This window comes from Marinimicrobium sp. C2-29, assembly GCF_038419845.1.
Taxonomy (GTDB): Bacteria; Pseudomonadota; Gammaproteobacteria; order Pseudomonadales; family Cellvibrionaceae; genus Marinimicrobium.
Window position 1 is genome coordinate 87,177 of sequence record NZ_JBCAQT010000003.1, and the last position, 18,742, is coordinate 105,918.

Sequence of the window (18,742 nt, forward strand, 5' to 3'; positions counted from 1 at the left end):
CCCCTCCGTTGTGTGTCGCGTGGCCTATCAGGTCTCGCGCTCGTCGGTTTCGTTGACCCGGACCGCCAGGACATCGCAGCTGGCTCCGTGAAGGACGCTGTTGGAGGTGGAGCCCAGTAAAAGCGCAAAGCCCTTGCGACCGTGGCTGCCGACAATGATCAGATCAGCCGACTCCTGGCCCGCCAGCTGGTGCAATTCAGTGGCCGGCTGGCCCACCAGGATGTGTTCCTGGCGAATGGGGAAGTCCACCTGCTCGGCGAGACGGCGCAGCTCCTGCTCCGCCTTCAACTGAAGCTGTTCCTGAACCTCGGACAGATCGACCGGCATGTCGCCACCATAGGCGAAAGTCAGCGGTTCGATCACGTGCGCCACACTTAACGTGGCGTTACAGGTGTGTGCCAGCTGTGCCGCTTTCTTCAGTACCTGGGGAGATTCCTCGGACAGATCCAGACCGGCGATGATGTGTTTGTACACTGACATAGTAGCAGTCCTTCTGGTGACATTGAATGTGGGCAAGCGAGCTCAGACAGAGCGATTTTGCCCCGGTACTGTTGGAATACTAACACTTTGCGCCCGCAATAAAAGCGGGTCGTTTGACCCACATCAAACCTTCAGGAGTAACCGGACGCTGTGAATTTCTGGGCACTGGTCATCATGCTGCTTGCCGTGGCCATGGCGCTGGGGCCCCTGTTGATGCTGCAACCGAGCCGGGGCGATAGGCGCCGGGAACAGTTTCGCCAGCGGGCCACCGAGCTGGGTCTGAGGGTCACGATCGAAGCCGCACCGCAACAGGCCACCGACATGGAAGCCCCGGGGCATCAGCCTGTGTACCGGCTGCCGGTCGCGGCCGGAGAGGGCAGCCGCGAGGCCTGGTTGCTGCTCCGGGCCGCCTATCGACACGACACCCACTTTCTGGGCGAATGGCGCTGGCACGGTCCCGGTCGGCCCAGCGAGGGTGAGCGGCGCTGCCTGGCGCAGTGGCTGCCCGAGCTGCCCGCTTCGGTGAGCGCCGTCGGAGCCGACCGGCGTGGCTGGTATCTGTTCTGGGAGGAAAAGGGGGAGGTGACAGACGTCGAGAGGCTGTCCCGGTACCTTCACGACCTCAGGGGTTGTAGTCGGTCTCCGGCATCAGTTCGGGGCTGAGCGCCTTGCGCTTGCCCTGGATCATATCGCCCAGCTCCCGGATGATTTCCATTCGGTGCGGGTTGGGGTGATCAGATGCAATGAGTAACCCCTGGGCTTTCTTGTAATAGGCGAGCGCCGAGGTGATATCGCCTCTCTGCAGGGATTTGTGGCCCTCGGCCACGTAGGTCACGACCTCCACCATCAGACGGGACCAGCTCAGCTCACGCAGAAACTCATCCAGCGTTTCGCGCTCCAGGCGGCCCTGGTTGTGCTGACGGCGCAGGACCCTGGCGGCCTGGTCCAGGCACTCGCGTGTGCGGGCCAGTTGCGCATCACTCTCGCGCAGGCGGTTGGCGCGAGCCTGGCGGCGGTTGTTCTCCAGCTCTTCGGCGCGCTCTTTGACATGGTTGAGGCGGGTTTCAAGATGAGTGTTCCGGCCGTTCTCCAGCGCCAGTGCGGCTTCGAGTTGGTGCTGAATCTCCCGGTTGATACGTTCGGCAATGCGCCGGTCGCTCAGGGTTTCCTCCAGGCCGATGAGCACCTCTTCCAGGCCTTCAATCTGGGCCCGGGCTCGCCGCTGACGCCAGCGAATCTCCCGGCGTCGTTGTTCCCGCCGGTTCACCAGATGCACCAGTAGCAGCGAGAACAACAAAGTGGCAGTGAGCGACAGTAGGGCGTTCATGGCTCCCCGATGGGTGCGTCCGGTTGAAAAAGTCTCTGCCTTTTTAAGGGCTCTGCTGAGGCTGTCGGCCGGGAAGGAGAAAGCTTTACAGATTGTTTGTGGCAAATCCTTGCAAATCAAGGAGATAGCCACTTTACTGGCAAGGGGTGTGGTGCCCGCCAGGCGCTATTCATAGCGCTGGAGCCAGGGGGTTCGCGAGAGGTTCTGTCACTCGCGAGCCAGCATTCGACTTGACCCGGCCCGGCTGAGGTCTTATATATGCGCACCTCGACCGGTATTTTGCCGCGCCAGGCCTGTCGGCCATTCACTCACATTCGGTAACCACAAAGAAGAGTCGCATGGGTAAATCGTTAGTTATTGTCGAATCGCCGGCCAAGGCCAAGACCATCAACAAGTACCTGGGCAACGACTATGTCGTGAAATCCAGTGTCGGCCACATCCGCGATCTTCCCACCAGTGGTAACTCCAAACCGGTGGACCCCAAAGAGCGGGCCCGCCAGGCGGCCAAAACCCGCAAGCTCTCCCCCAAGGAAAAGGAGAAATACAAGGCGCAGAAACACAAGGATCAGCTGATCAAGCGCATGGGCATTGATCCGGAGCATGGCTGGGAGGCGCGTTACGAGATCCTGCCGGGTAAGGAAAAAGTGGTGGATGAGCTGCGTAAGCTGGCGGCCAAAGCCGATACTATCTACCTCGCGACGGACTTGGACAGAGAAGGGGAGGCGATCGCCTGGCACCTGCAGGAAGCGATCGGGGGCCAGCCCGAGCAGTATCGTCGGGTGGTGTTCAACGAGATCACCAAGAGTGCGATTCAGAACGCCTTCAAGCACCCGGGACGGATCGATCGCGATCGGGTCAACGCGCAACAGGCTCGCCGGTTCCTCGATCGGGTGGTGGGCTACATGCTCTCACCCCTGTTGTGGGAAAAAATTGCCCGGGGGCTTTCCGCCGGTCGGGTACAGTCGGTGGCCGTGCGCCTGGTGGTGGAGCGCGAGCGTGAGATTCGCGCCTTTGTGCCGGAAGAGTACTGGACCCTCGCCGCCCAGCTGAAGGCCAGTGGCGGCGAACAGGTGCGCTTTGAAGTCAAAAAGGAAGGTGACAAGGCCTTCAAACCGCTCAACGAGACCCAGGCGATGGCCGCCGTCAAGGCGCTCGAAGGGGCCCAGTACGAAGTCACCGACCGGGAAGACAAGCCCACCCGCTCCAAGCCACCGGCGCCGTTTATTACTTCCACCCTGCAGCAGGCGGCCAGTACCCGTCTGGGCTTTGGGGTGAAGAAAACCATGATGATGGCGCAGCGGTTGTACGAAGCCGGCTACATCACCTACATGCGGACTGACTCCACCAACCTGAGTCAGGAGGCGGTGGCCAACTGTCGGGACTACATCCAGGAGGAGTACGGCAAACGCTATCTGCCCGAAAACCCGGCGGTCTACAGCAGCAAAGAGGGCGCCCAGGAGGCGCACGAGGCGATTCGCCCCTCCAACGTCACGGTCAAGCCCAACCATGTGAGCGGTATGGAACGCGACGCCGAGCGGCTCTACACTTTGATCTGGCAACAGTTTGTGGCCTGTCAAATGAGCCAGGCCGAGTTCACCAGCACCTCCATTGTGGTTCACGCCAATAACTTCGAACTGCGCACCCGGGGTCGGGTCATCCGCTTTGACGGCTTCATGAAAGTCCTGCCGCCGGTTTCCAAAAAAGAAGAGGATGTGGTGCTGCCCGATATCAAAGTGGGGCAGCAGCTGCCGCTGATCAAGCTCGACCCCTCCCAGCACTTTACCAAGCCGCCCGCGCGCTTTACCGAAGCGAGCCTGGTGAAGGAGCTGGAAAAGCGGGCCATCGGGCGCCCGTCCACTTACGCTTCGATCATTTCCACCATTCAGGATCGCGGCTACGCCCGGCTGGAAAACCGCCGTTTTTACGCGGAAAAGATGGGCGACATCGTGACCGAACGCCTGGTAGAAAGCTTTGATGACCTGATGGACTACGGCTTTACCGCCAGCATGGAAGACTCTCTGGACGATGTGGCTCAGGGCGAGAAAAACTGGCAGCAGCTGCTCGATGAGTTTTACGCCGAATTTACCCGCAAGCTGTCCGAGGCACAGAAGAAAGAGGGCGGCATGCGCACCAATGCGCCCACCGACACGGACATCGAGTGCGACCAGTGCGGGCGTCACATGCAGATTCGCACCGGCAGTACCGGGGTGTTCCTGGGGTGTTCCGGCTACGCACTGCCGCCCAAAGAGCGCTGTAAAAACACCATGAATCTTGTCTCTGGCGACGAGGCCCTGGATGCCGATGCGGACGAAGAGGCGGAGTCGCGCCTGTTGCGGACCAAGCGCCGGTGCAAGCTGTGCAATACCGCCATGGACAGTTATCTGCTCGACAGTAAACGCAAGCTGCACATCTGTGGCAACAACCCCGACTGCCCCGGCTATGAAGTCGAGCAGGGCAGTTTCAAGCTCAAGGGCTATGAGGGTCCCACCCTGGAGTGCGATAAGTGCGGCAGTGAAATGCAGCTCAAAACCGGCCGCTTCGGAAAGTACTTTGGTTGTACCAACAGCGAGTGTAAAAACACCCGCAAACTGCTCAAAAGTGGTGAACCCGCGCCGCCCAAGATGGACCCGGTTCCCATGCCGGAACTGGCCTGCGTCAAGGTGGACGACACCTACGTGTTGCGCGATGGTGCCTCCGGCCTGTTCCTGGCGGCAAGCCAGTTTCCCAAAAACCGGGAGACCCGCGCGCCCCTGGTGGAGGAGCTGTTGCCCCACAAGAGCGAGATCGATCCCAAGTACAAGTTTCTGTTCTCAGCGCCCACGGAAGATCCCGACGGCAACAAAACGGTGGTCCGTTACAGCCGCAAAACCAAGGAGCAGTATGTCCAGTCCGAAGTTGAAGGCAAAGCGACCGGCTGGAAGGCGTTTTACGAGAAAGGCAAATGGGTGCCCAACAAATAGGTCACCAATGAATAGAGCGGGGGAGCCGTAATGGCAGCGACCAGTCTGTCTTTGGTCAACCAGAAACTGGCATTCTGTCGGGCCCTGGTAAAGCTGATTCAGCAGGAGCCGGAGCCGCGCCAGGTCAGTGCCCGGGTGCGGTGTCAGAGCCTGCTGGATGCGGCGGCGTTCCATCTGCTGTGCGCCTACCGGCATTACTTGCGCGAGGTGGCGGAGAACTACGGGGTTGCCGATTCGGCCAATATCTCAAATGAAGGGGAGCTGGCCGATGCGCTGCAACGGATGGGCAAAGTGCCCTCCGAGGCGCTGGAGCTGAAGGCCCTGCGCGACGATCCCGATAGTTGGTTGGCCGAGCTGCAGAGTGCTTACGAGGCCTGTTGGGAGCTCAGCGACCCGGTGGCGATGAGCCAGAGAATTCAGGTGATGGATCTGGATACGCCCCGGGGCCGCTCCCGAAAGGTCTCCCGGGAGCGTCTGCTGTTCTGGTTTGAGGCCTTTGAGCACCTGGTCGATCGCCAGCGGGAAACCAGCGCCGAATATTAGCGACGGGGTACACTAGAAAACCGACGTCGTAGCTGTGGAAAATGTGACTCTGTGGTAAACTTGTGCCCTAAAAGGTTGTAACCTCGGGGGCGGAGTCACTATGTCATCATCCATGTACGAAATTGTTGAGCTGCCGAATGGCGATGTGGTGCTGCAGCGCTCCGACGAGGAAAAAGAGCCCCTGGTCTGCATCCGTTTTTCCGCCGACTCCCTGTCTTTCATGCGCGACGGTAAATTCGATGTGGCCCGAGCCATGATCGAAGCGGGTATGGAAGCGGCCAGTGAGCTGGCGGATGAGGGGGTGGAAGACTTTCTCGGAGAGTTGGGCGACGAAGAAGAAACGCCCATTTATCACTGAGCCTTCCCGCCCTCTACCCACTCTGCTTTGCTCGTCAGAGATTCAGCGCATTCTCAGCAAGAGCCCCTGACACTGTCCCTTCAGCGCCGCTGCCTCCAGGTGTTTGAGCTCACGGTCATTCATGGCTCCCGGGCTGGCAATCACGGTATGACTGTTGCCCCGGGCAAGCGCTTCCCATAGGATCCAGCGATTGTCCTCGTTTTCGGGGACATGAATCATGCGGATGGCGTGAGTATCCACGCCATAGCGCGCCAGCAGGGCACGATCCACCGGGCCCGGATTGATCCAGGTCAGCCACCGCTCGGAGCGGCTCTGGCTCAGGTGCGCCACCATTGGCAGCAACAGCTGTGTCTGTTCCGGCGCATTGTGGGTCAGCACCAGTTCGGTGATGCCTCCACTCGGAGCCTGAACCGGCTCGGCGGCTTTATTCAGGACGGCGTTATTCAGGGCGGCATTAATCACGGCGAATCACTCCTACGCTCAAGCCTTCGATGGTCAGATCCTGGTCGCGCAGATCGACCTTGATCACCTCAAAGTCCGGGTTCTCCGGCAGCAGCTCTACCTGGGCGCGGTTACCGACCCGGCGGAACCGTTTGACGGTCACTTCTTCACCAATGCGCGCCACGACAATCTGCCCATTGCGTACCTGTTGAGTGCGGTGTACCGCAAGCAGGTCGCCATCCAGGATGCCGGCATCCTTCATGCTCATGCCATGGACCCTGAGCAGGTAGTCGGCCTGAGGAGTAAAAAAGCTGTGGGGGAACTGGCAGTAGTCCTCGATGTGCTCCTGGGCCAGGATGGGGCTACCGGCGGCGACCCGGCCGATGAGTGGAATCCCCTGTTGGGGCTCCACCAGCTTGATGCCACGCGAGGCGCCGGGGATCACCTCAATGGCGCCCTTGCGGGCCAGGGCCTTGATGTGCTCTTCGGCGGCGTTGGCCGACTTGTAGCCCAGAATCCGGGCGATTTCCGCCCGGGTGGGCGGGTAGCCGGTGTCTTCGGCGTAGTTCTTGATCAGTTGCAGGACTTTTTCCTGCCGTGGAGTCAAGTTGAGCATGGCGCGCTCCCGTGGCGTTGATCCCGAATTGAAGACCGGTCAAAGCTGAGATCCGATCTATGGGTTTTTATACAGCTATTGTGATTATATACAGTTATGACCTGTATGCAATACCTGTCGGAAAACTCGCCGGGATGACCTGGAAATCGGGACGGGTAGGGCGGGAGACGGAGGCCAGGGACGAGGTCAGGGGCGGCCGGCGCGGTGACGATGCGCCGCGCCCTGGCTGGCGTCAGTGGGCTCCGCCATTGACTCAGTAGTCGTCGTAGCCGGAGAAGAGGTCGGGTTCGATCTGGTTGATCGGGTTGTCCCAGCTGTCGGGTTTGTGCGTATCGTCACGCCAGCGGTCTTCCTGGCTCATCTCGAAGGCAATGTCGGAGTCCTCGGGTGGGGCCGTCGGGGTCAGGGGGAGCTGAAGCCAGGTTTCCAGGTCGAACTCGCCAATCGCACCATCCAGATACTGGACTTCAACGGTACCCTGTTCCTCGTCCAGGGCGACGACTTCGAAGGCCTGTTCGCTGTCCCGGTCGAAGTACCAGGCACCAATGCTGGGTGCTTGAAAAGCCATGTGCACTTCTCCTGTATTGATGGTCCTGTGTTAGTGGAATAGCGCGCCAGCCAAAGGGGGCGTTATGATTGATTGATACCATAGCACGGACCCGGGTGAAACCTCATTGACCGGACAGGGCACTGGCACCCACCCGGGAAGGTCCCGGGGGCGGGCGCTCTCTTCCGGAAGTGTCGTAATTGCTTCATTTTGCTCGCAGTTTTCGTTTTGTCCGGGGCATCGGTATACTCTCGCGAGTCTGAATGATTCTATCGGTTCTACTTTACATAAGAACTTTGTCTAACACGGCGGAAAGGTATGGATTTGATAAACCAGATTAAGGGTTGGCTGGCCGACCTGGCCGATAAAGATCAACTCTGGATCGTGCACGCCTTCGGTCTGGTGGTGGTGACCCTGGTCGTGGCCATGGCGGTCGTGTTCGTGTTGCGGCGCGCGGAGCGTCGCGCGGATAGAGCCAATGCCATGTGGGCCAAGTCGCTGTTCTGGGCCGCTCGCTCTCCTGTTCGGGGGGTGATCTGGCTTGTTGGCCTCAGTTGGGCCAGCTATGTGACCCATCGCGGTACTGAAGTGGAGCTGATGGGTGTGGTCACGACGGTACGACAGGTCGGTATCGTGATCATGGCGGCCTGGTTTCTGGTGCGCTTTATCCGGATGGCGGAGCTCGAGTTTCTCAGCCCACGTGAAGGTGAGCCGCGCGATCCCACCACGGTGTTGGCCATCGGCAAGTTGCTGCGGGTCGCGGTGCTGATCACGGCGGTGCTGGTACTGGCGCAGTCGCTGGGCTACAGCATGTCCGGCGTATTGGCCTTTGGCGGGGTCGGTGGCCTGGCGGTGGGTTTTGCCGCCAAAGACCTGCTGGCCAATTTTTTCGGTGGCCTGATGATCTATATGGACCGGCCCTTTGCCGTGGGCGACTGGGTGCGCTCGCCGGACCAGAATATCGAGGGGACGGTGGAGAATATCGGTTGGCGCCTGACCCGGTTGCGCACCTTTGATCGCCGACCGCTGTATGTGCCCAATGCCACCTTTACCCAGATTTCCGTGGAAAACCCCTCGCGGATGGAGAACCGGCGGATTTTTGAAACGGTCGGTATCCGCTACGATGATGCCGGTAAAATGGCGGGAATTGTCGCCGATGTGAAGAAGATGGTTCTCGATCATCCCGACCTGGAAACGGAAGTCCGCACCCTGATCGTCAATTTCAACGGTTTCGCGGCCAGCTCGCTGGATTTCTTTGTCTATACCTTCACGAAGACAGTGGATTGGGTGGAATTCCACGAAATCAAGCAGGACGTCATGCTCAAGGTCATCGAGATTGTCGAAAACCACGGTGCCCAGTGTGCCTTCCCCACCTCAACGCTGCATATTCCGGAGCCGGTCACTCTGGCCGACCCGCAAGGTTCCCGATCCGAAAACCGGGAAGAACCCAAACAAAGCCGGGACACTCCCCGGCAGAGAGAGGACAACAGTGCCAAAGAAAGCCGCCCAATCCAGTCCGGACCGGACAACGGGAATAACGGGAATAACGGGAACTCCGGTGAGTCATGAAGGCAGTGCCATCTTGGCACTGCCTGCGCACTGCGAATGTCTGTACAACCTGGAGCAGCTGCATGCGGCGCTGGATACCATGGCGCTCGAGATCAATCAGCAGATGGCCGGGTCCGACCCCGTGTTGGTGTTGACGGTGATGAATGGCGGGCTGGTTACGGCAGGGCAGCTGCTGCCCCGTCTCGATTTTCTGCTGGAGGTGGATTATGTCCATGCCAGCCGTTACGGTAACAGAATCGAGGGCGGCAAGCTCCAGTGGCAACACGAACCCAATGTGGCGCTGGAGGGGCGTCGGGTCCTGTTTCTCGACGATATCCTCGATCGCGGCATCACGCTTCAGGCCCTGGTTGACTATGCCCGTGAGAAGGGTGCCGCTTCGGTCCATACCGCCGCGCTGATCCAGAAGCGTCTGCCGGAGCCGCCGGCGGTTGCCGCCGACTTTCTCGGCCTGACCGTGCCGGATCGTTTTGTCTACGGCTTTGGCATGGATTATCGGGGTTACTGGCGCAACGCGCCTGGCGTTTTTGTTGCCTCCGAATAGCGCCCTTTATATAACCAAAAAAGCTAAGAGTGTCGCAAAACTGCGAATTCATGCTGGACAAACGGGGCTTTTTGGCTTACAAAGTGGGCGTTCCGAAAGAAGGAGCCGTTGGCGAAGTTTTGCAAGCTTTATTGTGCAAAGTTTTGTCAATGATTGTTGGTAACGTTTGCAATTACTGAGTAAAAGGCAACGTTGTAAGTAAGATTTCATAAGAATAATGAGGTAACACTATGACTGAGCGCGCATCAGGAACCGTAAAATGGTTCAATAACGCCCGTGGCTACGGGTTCATCACATGCGGTGACGAGAGCGACGACGTTTTTGTTCACTATCGCAACATCCGCGGCGAAGGCTATCGCTCTCTGTCGGAAGGGCAGAGTGTGGAGTTTGAGCTGCTGGAGGGTGACAAGGGGCTTCAGGCCGATGACGTGGTCGCCTCGATGTAAGCTGGCAAATGCCCGCCGCCGGTATGTGGGCGGGCGCTGAATCCTTTCCTGATTCGCCGCCTCGCGGCTACTCTCCTCGCTCCTGATTCTCTTCCTGGTCTCCACCTTCTTCTTGTTCGTCCGGATGCTCGTAGGGTGTGACCTCAATGATCAGACCGAACAGTGGGTGATCCAGGTAATGCAGCTCGCGACTGCGCATCCGCCGTTGCTGAGTCATGGTGGCAATGCGACCGGGCAGAAAGTCTTCCCCGAGAAAGTTGGGCCGGCTCGAGGTCTCGTTCAGGCTCGTGTCCCAGGTGAAACCGGTTTGGCTCTCGGCCCAGGGGTCGTCCCAGTTCGAGGTCGACGTCGGCTGTTCTTCAGTCTGCAGGTTCGGGCGTCGGGGTAATTCCGGCCAGGCGCCGGGGGGTTGACCAAAATTGGGTTCGAACTCGGTCAGCCATAGGCGGGTGTGCAGGTGCAGGTAGCGGGACACGCTGAGGGTGATACTGCCTTCCAGCTCGTAGTGGTCGCCGAACAGCTCACCTCCGGTAATCAGCAGCGCGGGCGCAAACTGTTGCTCAACGGTGGGTTGGCGCCAGGCTTCGTGAAACAGCACCTGATGCTCGCTCTGGCGGGACAGGGCATTGGCGTAGCGGTTGAGTGTCCGTTCGCCTTCGGGCAGGTAAAAATAGGGCCGCCGGGTCAGGTCGACAGCCAGGGGGCCTTCCTCGGGGGCGAGGTCGTTCTCATCGGCGGCGAAATCGGCTTGCCCGGAGTCAAAGTCAGGCAGCAGGGTGCTGGGTGTCTCCGGGTCCTTCAGCTCTTCCCAGTTGAAAGGATAGCGCAGCTGGATATTGCGCGGCCAGCTCTCGGCGCCACTGCCGCCACCGGTCCGCTCAAAGATGATCACCTCTACCTGGTACCAGGTGGGTTCTTCCTGCGCGAGTGCCTGCTGTGATGCACTCCAGAGCAGGCCAAAACCGAGGGCACTCAGAGCGAAGGAACGGGAGCGGTGAGTCAGCGTCATGATGATTTTCCGGGGGTTAGTTTGTCCAGCAGGGTCGAGACGGCCTCCAGGCGCGCCTCCCCATTTTCCATAGTCTGGCTGAATTTTAAATGATTGGCGCCCGCGAGCTGGTAAGTCTGTGGTTCACTTTGCACCAGAGTCACAATCGTCAAAGGGTCGACCTCTGTCTGCTCGGAAAATTCCACTCGTCCACCCTGTTCGCCCGCTTCGAGCTTGGCAATGCCGAGCTTTTCCGCCCGCAACTTCAGCGCCGTGACCTTGAACAGATTCTTGGTGGCGTCAGGCAAAAGCCCAAAGCGGTCGATCATCTCCACCTGCAGCTCGCGCAGTGCCTCATCGTTCTCGGCGTTGGCCAGGCGCTTGTAGAGTACCAGACGGGTATGCACGTCGGGCAAGTAGTCGGCCGGAATGAGCGCTGATATGCGCAGATTGACGTCAATGCCGGAGTCCAGCGGTTTTTCCACATCAATGGCCTTGCCCGAGCGGATGGCCTTGATCGCCCGGTCGAGCATGTCCATGTAGAGGGAGAAGCCCACCGTCTGGATCTGACCGCTCTGCTCCTCGCCCAACAGCTCGCCCGCGCCGCGGATTTCCATGTCGTGGGTGGCCAGCGTGAAACCGGCCCCCAGGTCATCGGCGGCGGCAATCGCCTCCAGGCGCTTCTGGGCATCGCCGGTCATGGCGCGCCGCTCGGGGGTCAGGAGGTAGGCGTAGGCCTGGTGGTGCGAGCGTCCGACCCGGCCGCGCAACTGATGCATCTGCGCCAGCCCGAATTTGTCGGCCCGGTGGATGATGATGGTGTTGGCGCTGGGGATGTCGATGCCGGTTTCAATAATGGTGGTGCATACCATGACATTGAAACGCTTGTGATAGAAATCCGACATGACCCGCTCCAGATCGCGCTCGCGCATCTGGCCGTGGCCGATGCCGATGCGTGCCTCCGGGATCATCTCGCCCAGCTCCCGGGCGATCCGGTCGATGTTCTTGACCTCGTTATACAGGTAGTAGACCTGTCCGCCGCGCAGGATTTCCCGCAGAATCGCCTCCTTGATGACGGCATCGTCGTGCTGACGCACAAAGGTTTTGACCGACAGGCGTCGGGCGGGCGGGGTGGCGATGATCGACAGGTCGCGAATGCCCGACATGGACAGGTTGAGCGTCCGGGGGATGGGCGTCGCGGTCAGGGTCAGGATGTCGATTTCCGAGCGCAGGGCCTTGAGCTTTTCCTTTTGACGCACGCCAAAGCGGTGCTCCTCGTCGATGACCAGCAGGCCGAGATTTTTATAGCGAATGTCGCCCGACAGAAGCTTGTGGGTGCCGATCACGATATCGATCTGGCCCGCCTCGAGGCGTTTCTGGACCTCGGTGACTTCTTTGGTGGTGCGAAAGCGTGAGAGCACCTCGATGGTGATGGGCCAGTCGGCGAAGCGGTCCTTGAGCGACTCAAAGTGCTGCTGCGCCAGCAGGGTGGTGGGCGCCAGTACCGCCACCTGCTTGCCACTGTAGCTGGCGATGAAGGCGGCGCGCATGGCGACCTCGGTTTTGCCGAAACCGACATCGCCGCAAATCAGCCGGTCCATGGGCTGGGCCGAGAGCATGTCCTGTACCACCGATTCGATGGCGCGCTGCTGGTCCGGCGTCTCTTCAAACGGGAAGGCGGCGGAGAAGCTCTCGTAGGCCGATTTGGGGTCCTCGAAGGCGAAGCCTTTGCGGGCCGCCCGTCGGGCGTAGATGTCCAGCAGCTCGGCGGCAGCGTCGCGTACCTGTTCGGCGGCTTTGCGTTTGGCTTTCTGCCACTGCTCGCTGCCGAGACGGTGCAGGGGGGCGAGCTCCTCGTCGGCGCCGCTGAAGCGACTGATCAGGTGCAGGTTGGTCACCGGCACATAGAGCTTGGCGCCATCGGCGTATTCGAGGGTCAGAAACTCGGTGGCCTGATCGTCCACCTCAATCGACTCCAGGCCCCGGTAGCGGCCCACGCCGTGGTCGATGTGGACCACCGGGGCGCCGGGTTTGAGCTCGGTCAGGTTTTTGACCACCAGGTCGCTGGCGTCCTGGGCCTGGCGACGCCGGCGCTGTTGCTGGACCCGTTCGCCAAAGAGCTGGGATTCGGCGATTACCGCCAGTTTCGGGTCATCCAGCAGAAGCCCCTGGTCGAGGGCGCCAACCATGAGCGCGGGGCTGGCATTGCTCGCGGCAAAGTCGTCCCAGTGCTCAAAAATTTTCGGGGTGACGCGGATGCGCCCCAGCAGCTCCAGCAGCGTTTCCCGGCGGCCGGCGGAGTCCGCGCAGAACAGCACCCGGCCCTCAAAGTCCATCAGGAAGCTTTCAACGGCCGCCAGAGGATTGTCGGACTGGTGTTGAATCGGCAACTGAGGGGGCGGTTCGGTGGCGAAGTTGAGCTGGCCCGCGCCCGCTTCCAGTGGTGCGCTCTGCACGAATGTCCGGCACTGGGGCTTGATCAAGCCGAAAAGCTCGTCAACGCCCAGGTAAATATCCTGGGGCGGGAGGATGGGACGCTGCGGGTCGACGCGCCGGTTTTCATAGCGGCTCTCCAGCTCGCTCCAGAAGCGCCGGGCGGAGGCTTCGAGCTCCCCGACAATGTAGACCTGGGTCTGCTCGGGGAGGTAGTCGAACAGGTGGCTACACTGATCGAAAAACAGCGGTAGATAGTACTCTATGCCGGGGGGGGCGATTCCGCTGCACACGTCCTGATAGACCGGGCAGGCCCGGTGGTCGACGTCGAATGACTCGTGCCACTGGTCCCGGAAACGGCTGATTCCGGTTTTGTCGAGCGGGAATTCCCGGGCGGGGAGCAGGCGGATCTGGTCAACCTGGTCCACCGTCATCTGGGTTTCCGGGTCGAAGCTGCGGAGGGTTTCCACTTCGTCGTCAAACAGATCGATACGATAGGGGCGGTCGCTGCCCATGGGGAAAATGTCGACCAGAGCACCGCGCACGGCAAACTCCCCGTGCTCGTACACGGTGTCCACGCAGTGGTAGCCAGCTTTTTCCAGGTTCTGGCGCATGGCTTCCAGGTTCAGCTGTTCCCCCGGTTCGAGCATCAGGCTGTTGCCGAGCAGATAGCTCTGCGGCATCAGCCGCTGGAGGACGCTGGTCACGGGCACCACCAGTATGCCCTGACGGGTCTGGGGCAGACGGTAAAGCGTGCTCAGTCGCTCGGAGATGATGTCCTGATGCGGAGAAATGCTGTCGTAGGGCAGGGTTTCCCAGTCGGCCAGATGCAGAACGGGCAAATCTCCGGAGCTGCCGGCGAAGAAGCGCAGCTCGGATTCCAGGCGCTGGGCGCTGGCGGTATCCGGCGTGATCACCAGGCTCAGCCCCCGGTAGGCGCGGGCCGCATTGACCAGTGCCAGGGCCTGGGAGGCGCCATGCAATTGGCCCCAGCGCTGGCGATTGCCGGGACGGTTGGAAACGGGTGGATCGAATGCGTGGTAGCTCTTCATGGGTATAGGCAGCTGGGATAAAAAGCCGCCATTGTACCCGACCTGATGCGGTTGTGTCGGCTTGCCCGAGAATAGGGCAGAAAGTCGCGGAAGTTGCAAAAAACCCGGGTTTACGCTGGCCTTTCGGCGCTCTGGTCTTTATAATTGCGGCGAAATTTGCAGTGGGTTCGGCCCGGGTTTCGGGACTGAACCGGCTCCGTCCGAGGTCTGGTGGCGGAGAAATCTCATGGTTTTTGCGCGTTCGCGAGGATTGCGCACCGCCCGCGTGGGGCATCCTGATCCACAACTCTAAAAACTTTCCGCACAGAACATGTAAGGCCACTTTGGTGCTGGCCGGGCAGCCGGAGTGGTGGGCGTGAAGTTAAGGTGTGATCGGGAGCCCGGTCGACGACACGGGCCGTTCGAGTACCAGCTCGAGCTGCCAGTTTATCCAACGAGTGATTAGGCAGAGACGTATGATAAAGATCCGTCGGGGATTGGATTTACCTATAACCGGTGCGCCTGAGCAGGCCATCAGTGAGGGACCCAAAATCCGCTCTGTGGCCGTCATTGGTTTCGATTACCACGGTATGAAACCAACCATGGCGGTCCAGGTGGGGGACAAGGTCAAGCTCGGGCAGTTACTGTTTACCGATAAGAAAACCGAAGGCATACGCTACACCGCGCCCGCTGCGGGCACCATCGCGGCGATCAATCGCGGTGAGCGGCGGGTACTGCAGTCGGTGGTGATCGATGTCGAAGGCGACGAAGCCGAGAGCTTCGAAGCCTATAAAGGCACCGACCCGGCCCAGGTGTCTGATGAGCAGGCGCGTGAGCTGCTCAACGAGTCGGGGCTCTGGACGGCCCTGCGTACCCGGCCCTACAGCAAAGTGCCGGCGCTCGACAGCAAACCCCACTCCATTTTTGTCACCGCCATGGACACCAATCCGCTGGCCGCCAACCCCGAAATCATCATCGGGGAGCAGGCTGAGGCCTTTGCCCAGGGGCTGACCGTGCTGACGCGCATGACCGAAGGCAAGGTCTTTGTCTGCAAGGCGGCCGGAGCCGATATTCCCACCGGATCGGCCGAAGGCGTTGTGACCGAAGAGTTCGGCGGTGTGCATCCGGCCGGTAATGCCGGCACCCACATCCACTATCTGGACCCGATTGTCGGTTCGAAAATGGTCTGGACCGTGAATTATCAGGATGTGATTGCCATCGGCAAGCTGTTCACCACCGGTGAGCTGCACACAGACCGGGTGGTAGCGCTCGGTGGCCCACAAGTGGAAAAGCCGCGTCTGGTACGCACACGTCTGGGGGCGAACCTCGAAGAGTTGACCGCCGGTGAGCTCAAACCTGCAGAAAATCGCCTTATTTCCGGCTCGGTGTTTGGCGGCCGTGCGGCGCGCGGGCCCCTGTCCTATCTGGGTCGTTATCACCAGCAGGTGTCAGTGCTGGCCGAGGGCAACGACCGCCCCATGCTGCATTACCTGCGGGCCGGCTTTAATGGCTTTTCGGTCATGGGAATCTATATCTCCAAGCTGTTCAAAAACAAACAGTTTGATTTCACCACCACTACTGGCGGCAGCGAGCGCGCCATGGTGCCGGTCGGTGCTTACGAGAAGGTCATGCCCCTCGACATTCTCCCCACACAATTGTTGCGTGCCCTGATTGTCGGCGATGGCGAAACGGCACAGCTGCTCGGATGCCTGGAGCTCGATGAAGAGGATCTGGCGCTCTGTACCTTTGTTTGCCCCGGCAAATACGAGTACGGGCCGATTCTGCGTGACAATCTCACCCGTATTGAGAAGGAGGGCTAAGGTATGCGAGCTCTGCGAAATGTTCTCGACAAAGTTGAACCCCATTTTCACAAGGGTGGCAAGTACGAAAAGTGGTATTCCCTCTACGAGGCTGTCGACACCATTTTCTATCGTCCCCCGAACGTGACCAAAACCACCGCTCATGTACGCGACGGCATCGACCTGAAGCGGATCATGATCACGGTGTGGCTCTGTACCTTCCCCGCCATGTTCTACGGCATGTACAACGTCGGCTTCCAGGCCAATACCATCATGGCCGATATGGGCATGAGCTCGGTAGAGGGGCTGCGTGGCGGTTTCATCGAACTGATGGGAGGCTATGACCCGAGCAGCATCTGGGATTCGTTCTGGCATGGCGCGGCCTACTTCATTCCCATTTACTTTGTGGTCTTTGTGGTGGGTGGCTTCTGGGAAGTGCTGTTCGCCACCGTTCGCGGTCACGAAGTGAACGAAGGCTTCTTTGTCACCTCCGTGCTGTTTGCCCTGATCTGTCCGCCCGATGTGCCTCTGTGGCAGGCGGCTCTGGGTATCAGCTTCGGTGTGGTTGTGGGTAAGGAAGTGTTCGGTGGTACCGGCAAAAACTTCCTCAACCCGGCACTGACCGGGCGGGCTTTCATGTTCTTTGCCTACCCGGCCGAAATGTCGGGCGACGCTGTCTGGACCGCCGTGGATGGCTACAGCGGTGCCACTGCCCTGTCCATTGCCTATCAGGAAGGGGTTCAGGGGCTTACTCAGCAGATCAGCTGGATGGATGCGTTTATTGGCCGAATCCAGGGCTCGATTGGCGAGGTATCTACCCTGGCGATTTTCATCGGTGGCGGCATTCTGTTGATCATGGGCATTGCTTCCTGGCGCATCGTCGCCGGTGTGATGGCGGGCATGATCGCCACAACCCTGCTGCTCAACGGTGTGGGCTCGGACACCAATCCGATGTTCGCCATGCCCTGGTATTGGCATATGGTCGTGGGCGGTTTTGCGTTTGGCATGATGTTCATGGCGACCGACCCGGTATCGGCCTCCATGACCAATACCGGCAAGCTCTGGTTCGGAGCGTTGATCGGCTTTATGGTGGTGATTATTCGCGTGGTGAACCCCGCTTTCCCGGAAGGGATGATGTTGGCAATTCTGTTTGCCAACCTGTTTGCACCCCTGATTGACCATGTTGTAGTTCAAGCGAATATCAAGCGGAGGTTGGCACGTGGCTAGTAACGATTCGATCAAGAAGACAATCACTGTCACCCTGATGCTGTGTATTGTCTGCTCGGTAGTGGTGTCCACAGCGGCGGTGCTGTTGCGCCCCGCTCAGGAGGCAAACCAGGCGCTGGATTTCAAAAGCAACATTCTGTCGGCTGCGAATCTCCTGGACGCTGATCGAGGTGTTGAGGAAATCTTTGCCGAGCGAGTCACCACGAAAGTGGTCGACCTGAAAACCGGAGAGTTCACTGACGAGATTGATCCGGAAAGATACGATCAATGGAAAGCGGCGAAGGACCCGAGTCGCTCAATGAACCTGACTGGCGATGAAGATATCGCGGGCATCTCCCGGCGTGAACAATATGCCGAGGTGTTTCTGGTACAGAACGATCAGGGTGATCTGCAGACCGTCATTTTGCCGGTTCGCGGCTATGGTCTCTGGTCGACGCTATACGGCTTCATGGCCCTGGAAGCGGATGCCAACACCGTCGTCGGCCTGGGCTTTTATGACCACGCCGAAACGCCGGGTCTCGGGGGCGAAGTGGACAACCCGAACTGGAAGGCCCAGTGGGAAGGCAAGAAAGTCTATGGCGAGGAGGGCAATGTCCAGCTATCTGTCATCAAGGGTGGTGTTGACTCCTCCGACCCCAATGCTGAGCACAAGGTTGATGGCCTTTCGGGCGCCACACTGACCAGCAAGGGTGTCGATAACCTGGTGAAGTTCTGGCTGGGTGATATGGGCTTCAAGCCGTTTTTGAACAATTTGCGTGAAGGGGAGGCTTAAGCCATGAAGAAGCTGAAAAAACTTCTGATTGAACCCATTTTCGACAACAACCCGATCACGTTGCAGATCCTGGGTATCTGTTCGGCGTTGGCGGTTACCAACAGCCTGAGTGTAACCCTGGTCATGTGCATCGCGCTTACCTCGGTCACGGCGTTTTCCAACTTTTTTGTCTCTGCGGTTCGCAACCACATTCCGGGCAGTATCCGGATCATTGTGCAGATGACGATCATTGCCTCATTGGTGATCCTGGTGGATCAGATTCTCAAGGCCGTTGCCTATGACATCAGCAAGCAGCTGTCGGTATTTGTGGGTCTGATCATCACCAACTGTATCGTCATGGGCCGGGCGGAAGCCTTTGCCATGAAAAACCCTCCCATCCCGAGTTTTGTCGATGGTGTGGGTAATGGCCTGGGTTACAGCGCGATCCTGATTGGTCTGGCCTTCATTCGCGAGCTGTTCGGCTCTGGTAGCCTGTTTGGTGTGACCCTGCTCACCCCGGTGACCGAAGGTGGTTGGTATGTGCCCAATGGCCTGTTGTTGCTGCCGCCCAGTGCGTTCTTCCTGATCGGTTTCTTCATCTGGGCCATTCGCGCCTGGAAGCCGGAGCAAGTGGAAGAGGAAGAGTATCCAATGTCACCTAACACCAAACCGCAGGAGGCCTGAT

18 protein-coding genes are annotated in these 18,742 nt (G+C 59.6%); 11 read left to right on the top strand and 7 right to left on the bottom strand.

The window, feature by feature from the left end; all coding sequences use genetic code 11:
- Positions 1-27 precede the first annotated feature (27 nt).
- Positions 28-480, bottom strand: a complete 453-nt coding sequence (locus AAE484_RS03945) for a universal stress protein (protein WP_341937032.1) — start codon at positions 478-480, stop codon at positions 28-30.
- A 150-nt stretch (positions 481-630) separates the two neighbouring features.
- On the opposite strand from AAE484_RS03945, the gene AAE484_RS03950 reads away from it, so the two are divergent.
- Entirely contained in the window at positions 631-1,143 is a 513-nt protein-coding gene (locus AAE484_RS03950; RefSeq protein ID WP_341937033.1) for a hypothetical protein, read from the top strand.
- Here the strand turns inward: AAE484_RS03950 and AAE484_RS03955 are convergent.
- A complete protein-coding gene (locus AAE484_RS03955; protein WP_341937034.1) occupies positions 1,103-1,807 on the bottom strand; it encodes a hypothetical protein in 705 nt (234 codons plus the stop codon). The two genes, AAE484_RS03950 and AAE484_RS03955, sit on opposite strands and share 41 nt — an antisense overlap.
- A gap of 338 nt (positions 1,808-2,145) precedes the next feature.
- Here AAE484_RS03955 and topA point away from each other — a divergent pair, with 338 nt between their 5' ends.
- From topA to AAE484_RS03970, 3 genes are all read left to right on the top strand, one after another.
- Positions 2,146-4,767, top strand: a complete 2,622-nt coding sequence (gene topA, locus AAE484_RS03960; protein WP_341937035.1) for a type I DNA topoisomerase — start codon at positions 2,146-2,148, stop codon at positions 4,765-4,767.
- Between the two features lie 30 nt (positions 4,768-4,797).
- The gene (locus AAE484_RS03965; protein ID WP_341937036.1) at positions 4,798-5,310 is read left to right on the top strand and encodes a DUF6586 family protein; all 513 of its coding nucleotides are present in this window, start codon (positions 4,798-4,800) and stop codon (positions 5,308-5,310) included.
- A 100-nt stretch (positions 5,311-5,410) separates the two neighbouring features.
- Entirely contained in the window at positions 5,411-5,668 is a 258-nt protein-coding gene (locus AAE484_RS03970; protein WP_341937037.1) for a hypothetical protein, read from the top strand.
- A 42-nt stretch (positions 5,669-5,710) separates the two neighbouring features.
- Here AAE484_RS03970 and AAE484_RS03975 read toward each other — a convergent pair whose 3' ends face one another.
- The 3 genes from AAE484_RS03975 to AAE484_RS03985 all read right to left on the bottom strand — a co-directional run bounded on the left by AAE484_RS03975 (position 5,711) and on the right by AAE484_RS03985 (position 7,293).
- Complete coding sequence (locus AAE484_RS03975) at positions 5,711-6,130, bottom strand: cell division inhibitor SulA (RefSeq protein WP_341937038.1); 420 nt, start codon at positions 6,128-6,130, stop codon at positions 5,711-5,713.
- Positions 6,123-6,725 (bottom strand): transcriptional repressor LexA, encoded by a 603-nt coding sequence (gene lexA, locus AAE484_RS03980; protein WP_341937039.1) that lies wholly within the window; start codon positions 6,723-6,725, stop codon positions 6,123-6,125. Before lexA ends, AAE484_RS03975 begins: the two co-directional genes overlap by 8 nt.
- Before the next feature lie 253 nt (positions 6,726-6,978).
- Positions 6,979-7,293 (bottom strand): DUF6763 family protein, encoded by a 315-nt coding sequence (locus AAE484_RS03985; protein ID WP_341937040.1) that lies wholly within the window; start codon positions 7,291-7,293, stop codon positions 6,979-6,981.
- 297 nt (positions 7,294-7,590) lie between these two features.
- On the opposite strand from AAE484_RS03985, the gene AAE484_RS03990 reads away from it, so the two are divergent.
- From AAE484_RS03990 to AAE484_RS04000, 3 genes are all read left to right on the top strand, one after another.
- On the top strand, positions 7,591-8,841 hold the full coding sequence (locus tag AAE484_RS03990; protein WP_341937041.1) for a mechanosensitive ion channel family protein: 1,251 nt from the start codon (positions 7,591-7,593) through the stop codon (positions 8,839-8,841).
- Positions 8,831-9,382 carry a hypoxanthine-guanine phosphoribosyltransferase gene (locus AAE484_RS03995; protein ID WP_341937042.1) on the top strand — a complete coding sequence of 184 codons (552 nt, stop codon included), beginning with the start codon at positions 8,831-8,833 and terminating at the stop codon, positions 9,380-9,382. The genes AAE484_RS03990 and AAE484_RS03995 overlap by 11 nt, the downstream gene beginning before the upstream one ends.
- Positions 9,383-9,612: 230 nt before the next feature.
- Positions 9,613-9,828, top strand: a complete 216-nt coding sequence (locus AAE484_RS04000) for a cold-shock protein (RefSeq protein ID WP_341937043.1) — start codon at positions 9,613-9,615, stop codon at positions 9,826-9,828.
- Positions 9,829-9,895: 67 nt separating this feature from the next.
- Here the strand turns inward: AAE484_RS04000 and AAE484_RS04005 are convergent, their stop codons facing one another.
- The gene (locus AAE484_RS04005; protein ID WP_341937044.1) at positions 9,896-10,837 is read right to left on the bottom strand and encodes a CsiV family protein; all 942 of its coding nucleotides are present in this window, start codon (positions 10,835-10,837) and stop codon (positions 9,896-9,898) included.
- The gene (gene mfd / locus AAE484_RS04010) at positions 10,834-14,301 is read right to left on the bottom strand and encodes a transcription-repair coupling factor (RefSeq protein ID WP_341937045.1); all 3,468 of its coding nucleotides are present in this window, start codon (positions 14,299-14,301) and stop codon (positions 10,834-10,836) included. Before mfd ends, AAE484_RS04005 begins: the two co-directional genes overlap by 4 nt.
- 455 nt (positions 14,302-14,756) lie before the next feature.
- Between mfd and AAE484_RS04015 the strand changes: the two genes are divergently transcribed.
- The 4 genes from AAE484_RS04015 to AAE484_RS04030 are packed head-to-tail and all read left to right on the top strand — an operon-like array spanning position 14,757 to position 18,741.
- The gene (locus tag AAE484_RS04015) at positions 14,757-16,100 is read left to right on the top strand and encodes a Na(+)-translocating NADH-quinone reductase subunit A (RefSeq protein ID WP_341937046.1); all 1,344 of its coding nucleotides are present in this window, start codon (positions 14,757-14,759) and stop codon (positions 16,098-16,100) included.
- Between the two features lie 3 nt (positions 16,101-16,103).
- Entirely contained in the window at positions 16,104-17,306 is a 1,203-nt protein-coding gene (locus tag AAE484_RS04020) for an NADH:ubiquinone reductase (Na(+)-transporting) subunit B (RefSeq protein ID WP_341937047.1), read from the top strand.
- A complete protein-coding gene (locus AAE484_RS04025; protein ID WP_341937048.1) occupies positions 17,299-18,078 on the top strand; it encodes a Na(+)-translocating NADH-quinone reductase subunit C in 780 nt (259 codons plus the stop codon). Before AAE484_RS04020 ends, AAE484_RS04025 begins: the two co-directional genes overlap by 8 nt.
- 3 nt (positions 18,079-18,081) lie before the next feature.
- Positions 18,082-18,741 (top strand): NADH:ubiquinone reductase (Na(+)-transporting) subunit D, encoded by a 660-nt coding sequence (locus AAE484_RS04030; protein ID WP_341937049.1) that lies wholly within the window; start codon positions 18,082-18,084, stop codon positions 18,739-18,741.
- Position 18,742 lies beyond the last annotated feature (1 nt).

Bases quoted from the DNA above. Each gene is read 5' to 3' on its own strand.
- AAE484_RS04020 (WP_341937047.1), top strand. From the start codon at position 16,104: ATGCGAGCTCTGCGAAATGTTCTCGACAAAGTTGAACCCCATTTTCAC.
- AAE484_RS04005 (WP_341937044.1), bottom strand. From the start codon at position 10,837: ATGACGCTGACTCACCGCTCCCGTTCCTTCGCTCTGAGTGCCCTCGGT.
- AAE484_RS03965 (WP_341937036.1), top strand. From the start codon at position 4,798: ATGGCAGCGACCAGTCTGTCTTTGGTCAACCAGAAACTGGCATTCTGT.
- AAE484_RS04030 (WP_341937049.1), top strand. From the start codon at position 18,082: ATGAAGAAGCTGAAAAAACTTCTGATTGAACCCATTTTCGACAACAAC.
- AAE484_RS04015 (WP_341937046.1), top strand. From the start codon at position 14,757: ATGATAAAGATCCGTCGGGGATTGGATTTACCTATAACCGGTGCGCCT.
- AAE484_RS03945 (WP_341937032.1), bottom strand. From the start codon at position 480: ATGTCAGTGTACAAACACATCATCGCCGGTCTGGATCTGTCCGAGGAA.
- lexA (WP_341937039.1), bottom strand. From the start codon at position 6,725: ATGCTCAACTTGACTCCACGGCAGGAAAAAGTCCTGCAACTGATCAAG.
- AAE484_RS03970 (WP_341937037.1), top strand. From the start codon at position 5,411: ATGTCATCATCCATGTACGAAATTGTTGAGCTGCCGAATGGCGATGTG.
- AAE484_RS03985 (WP_341937040.1), bottom strand. From the start codon at position 7,293: ATGGCTTTTCAAGCACCCAGCATTGGTGCCTGGTACTTCGACCGGGAC.
- AAE484_RS04000 (WP_341937043.1), top strand. From the start codon at position 9,613: ATGACTGAGCGCGCATCAGGAACCGTAAAATGGTTCAATAACGCCCGT.
- AAE484_RS03955 (WP_341937034.1), bottom strand. From the start codon at position 1,807: ATGAACGCCCTACTGTCGCTCACTGCCACTTTGTTGTTCTCGCTGCTA.
- mfd (WP_341937045.1), bottom strand. From the start codon at position 14,301: ATGAAGAGCTACCACGCATTCGATCCACCCGTTTCCAACCGTCCCGGC.
- topA (WP_341937035.1), top strand. From the start codon at position 2,146: ATGGGTAAATCGTTAGTTATTGTCGAATCGCCGGCCAAGGCCAAGACC.
- AAE484_RS03990 (WP_341937041.1), top strand. From the start codon at position 7,591: ATGGATTTGATAAACCAGATTAAGGGTTGGCTGGCCGACCTGGCCGAT.